Origin of the sequence: Pleurocapsa sp. PCC 7319, from assembly GCF_000332195.1 — a bacterium.
GTDB lineage: Bacteria > Cyanobacteriota > Cyanobacteriia > Cyanobacteriales > Xenococcaceae > Waterburya.
Genome location: NZ_KB235916.1, coordinates 31,585 through 34,723 on the forward strand (window position 1 = coordinate 31,585; position 3,139 = coordinate 34,723).

5 protein-coding genes and 1 pseudogene are annotated in these 3,139 nt (G+C 38.0%); 2 read left to right on the top strand and 4 right to left on the bottom strand.

Annotated features, from left to right (window positions below; all coding sequences use genetic code 11):
• Nucleotides 1–161, bottom strand: a 161-nt coding sequence (locus PLEUR7319_RS43315) for a transposase family protein (protein WP_144054204.1), incomplete at its 3' end; no start/stop codon positions are given.
• A 72-nt stretch (nt 162–233) separates the two neighbouring features.
• Between PLEUR7319_RS43315 and PLEUR7319_RS42385 the strand changes: the two genes are divergently transcribed.
• Complete coding sequence (locus PLEUR7319_RS42385) at nt 234–461, top strand: thermonuclease family protein (RefSeq protein WP_256380616.1); 228 nt, start codon at nt 234–236, stop codon at nt 459–461.
• Here the strand turns inward: PLEUR7319_RS42385 and PLEUR7319_RS0100155 are convergent.
• Both PLEUR7319_RS0100155 and PLEUR7319_RS0100160 read right to left on the bottom strand, forming a co-directional pair.
• Complete coding sequence (locus PLEUR7319_RS0100155) at nt 414–947, bottom strand: IS630 family transposase (RefSeq protein ID WP_026102214.1); 534 nt, start codon at nt 945–947, stop codon at nt 414–416. The genes PLEUR7319_RS42385 and PLEUR7319_RS0100155 overlap by 48 nt on opposite strands.
• Nucleotides 948–960: 13 nt before the next feature.
• On the bottom strand, nt 961–1,362 hold the full coding sequence (locus tag PLEUR7319_RS0100160) for a helix-turn-helix domain-containing protein (RefSeq protein WP_019503182.1): 402 nt from the start codon (nt 1,360–1,362) through the stop codon (nt 961–963).
• A gap of 368 nt (nt 1,363–1,730) precedes the next feature.
• Between PLEUR7319_RS0100160 and PLEUR7319_RS33580 the strand changes: the two genes are divergently transcribed.
• Complete coding sequence (locus tag PLEUR7319_RS33580; protein ID WP_051044345.1) at nt 1,731–2,687, top strand: hypothetical protein; 957 nt, start codon at nt 1,731–1,733, stop codon at nt 2,685–2,687.
• A 51-nt stretch (nt 2,688–2,738) separates the two neighbouring features.
• Here PLEUR7319_RS33580 and PLEUR7319_RS39835 read toward each other — a convergent pair.
• Nucleotides 2,739–3,139 (bottom strand): annotated as a pseudogene (locus tag PLEUR7319_RS39835) (transposase); the annotation flags it as partial.

Here is a 3,139-nt window from a genome sequence, read left to right on the forward strand (position 1 = left end):
TACGATTTTAGCCAATCTCCGAGCGCAAGAAAGCCTTGGTTGCCTGCTGTCACCCCCAGTGTAAACAGAGCCAAACATAATTGTAATGAATGCCTTGTTCCCTGTTTTCTTCTACGATCTGGCATTCGAGAGAATGCTTCTATTATCGCTATTTCACTCACTTTTCTAGTTTATTTACACTACCACAATTACAATATCACCTAGAATGAAATAGCCCTGATGAAAGATCTAAAATTGCCAAGTCGTGTAAAGTAACAGTTGATAAATACGGTCGAACAGTTGGTGAAATCTATCAGGAGAATAAGTCAATAAATCTCAAGATGGTAGAGTCGGGAATGGCAGTAGTTTACCATCAGTACCTTGATGGTTGCAGTGAGACAAAAGAACAGTATTTACAGCGGTATGCAGACTTATTAAGCACAGTAGCAGCAATGAGTAAACCAATTACGGACATCTTTTAATGTAATCGATTGTAATCCATCACGAATAGCCTCATGTAGTGTTTCACGGGTTCGAGCCTCGACAGAGCGCAGATGAGATTTTAGTTTAGACCAAAGACTTTCAATCGGATTAAAATCTGGTGAATAGGGAGAAAGATAAACTAGCTTAGCGCCAAAGTAGGCGATCGCTTCTGCTACTCCTTGAACTTTATGTGCGGGTAAATTATCCATGATAACTACCGCACCCCTCCATAATTTTGGGACTAAAATTTTTTCAAGAAACCACAAAAAAGTATCTCCGTTCGTTCCACCATCAAAACTTAGACCAGTTAAGAAACCTTCTTCCAAAGTCATTGCGCCGATGATAGAAACATTTTTCCCTTTTTTCAGGGGACGTTGACTATAAGCGCGATAACCTTTAATGGCACGAGCATAGAGATTTACCATCGCTAAATTAACTCCTGTTTCATCTAGAAACACCAAATCTTTGGTCGAGACATCCTTGATTTCATTCCAGTAATCACAACGTTGAAGCTGTTTCTCCTGAGTATATGCTTCCGTTGCTTTGAGAGTTTTTTTTTCTAGTCAAATTTAACTTCTTAATTCCACGACTAATAGTCGAATTACTAACCCGAAGATTTGTTTTTGCTTCAAGTCTTTGAGCTAACTGAGGCAAAGTAGCATCATTATCCTCTTCAACCAAAGTTGTTAATACTTCCAGGTGTTGACGTTGCAACATCGGTTGATTACCTCCAGTATATGACTTAGGTTTAATTGTTCCTTCTGTGTAATAACGTTTGAGAAGTCTCCTGACGCAATCTGGGCTGACTTTGAAACGTTTAGCTAACTGGCGAATCGAACCCTCTTGGTTCTCATAACTCTCGACGATTTTTTGACGCAAGTCAATTGAGTAAGGCTTCATTAACAAAATACTGTTGATCTTAACTCGTTAGTACAGATGACTGTACTTATTTTACCTGCATACCGCTGTATATCCCGACCGACAAGCAAGCGCCTCATTCTACAATCTTGAAACACAGGTAGCATCAGAGCCAATTTCCGCTACAGACGAAGCTATAGAATCAATTTGTATCGAGCTTTCTTTGGTTGCCCAGAAATTAAATCGAGATTTACGAAGTTATCAACGTAACCCTGAGTTATTCGACCGTATTTTTCCAGCCAATCCAGGCTTGCCCTGTAAATACTGCGTTTTTGATTCTGTGTGCGAATACGCAGCATCCTAGTTCATTATCAACCCCTGAAATATTGATCGACTTTGAGGCTAAATTAATGTCTGATATTCATCTCAGTGAAATTTTTCCCATAACTCATAACTCATTAAATCTCGCTAGTTTTCGTCTCAGTCCAGAAGTTGATCGTCAGATAGGCAATAGTCTTGGTTGGCATTTTAGTAAACAGTTTCCTGGTGTTGTTGTTGTTTGGTCAAAAGGATACTTCTGGATCTTGGCTAAAACGGATACCAAAATACCCCCTAAAAGTGAATGGAAAGAAACTTTAGACGCAATCCAATTAAAAATCAAAGATAAGATAGGCGATCGCATTTATTATATTCAATGGGTCAAAGAACCTGTAGTTGATGCTGAAGTCATCGCTCAGTTAGCAGTACGTATTCTGAAAATTAACTGTCGCTTCACCTCCAAAACGGTCTTTGACGAGAACAAAGTAAAGGTTCAAAGGGAATGTGATTTCTGGGCTGAAACGTTTGAAGTTGATAGTAAAGCCGAACCAGCAATAACTTTGACTCCCAAGAACAGTTTTTTATATAAGGAAACTTTAGATATCTTTTTTGATAACCATCCTTATCGCAACGATCCAGAAAAACTGCTAACAGGTCTACTCGTTAGAGATATAGAGAGTGGTGGTACGGCAACTATTGTAGAAATTAACGGAACGATAGGAGAACGTAGAGAACAACTGATAGAACAAGCTACGGGTTCGACCAGTAGAGAAAAACTACTTTCAGCACCAGACGAGCAACCAGTTGTCAGCGTCGAGTTTAGTAAAAATTCTCATCCCTATGATTACGCTATGGCTGCTTTGTGTCCTTGTATAACGCCCCAAACAGCATCAAAGTTTGAGCTTGAATATGGTGCATTGTTGAAAAATACCAAAATTACTGCTGAAGAAAGAAAGCAATTATTATCTCAATACAAGCAAGATGCTTATCAAACATTAGTTAATTATGGATTAGGGCTAGAAAAGTACTGTATAAATAGAGTTTGCTGAAAAAGTAATCGGAAAAATTGACAAGAATCAGCTTGTTTAAAAAATAAGTTTTTATGTTAGTAATTTGACTTTAATATCAGTTTTAATAATAAAAAAGTCAGTAATCGAGCCGAATTTATAGGTATTCAGAAATAAAGACAAAAAAAGACAGCTAACCTGCCTGAGCAGGGTGGAAAGATTGATAACTAAAAAAGTAACGGCAATAGAAGTTTCTGCTGTCTTTGAGAGTTTTGCCATGATACAGTTAAGTCCATAACGTCGTTTTGCTTGTCCGAATTTTCCCTCAATAGCATTACGAAATCTTTCATCATCTCTAGCTTGTTTTTAGTTGATTTACTAACATTTTAGGTGGTCTTCCCAATGGTGGTCCACTGATTCTAATACCTCGGTCTTTACACCAAGTTCGATTCTACTCTATTAGCGTATAAATTTTATCTACATGAACTGAGGAT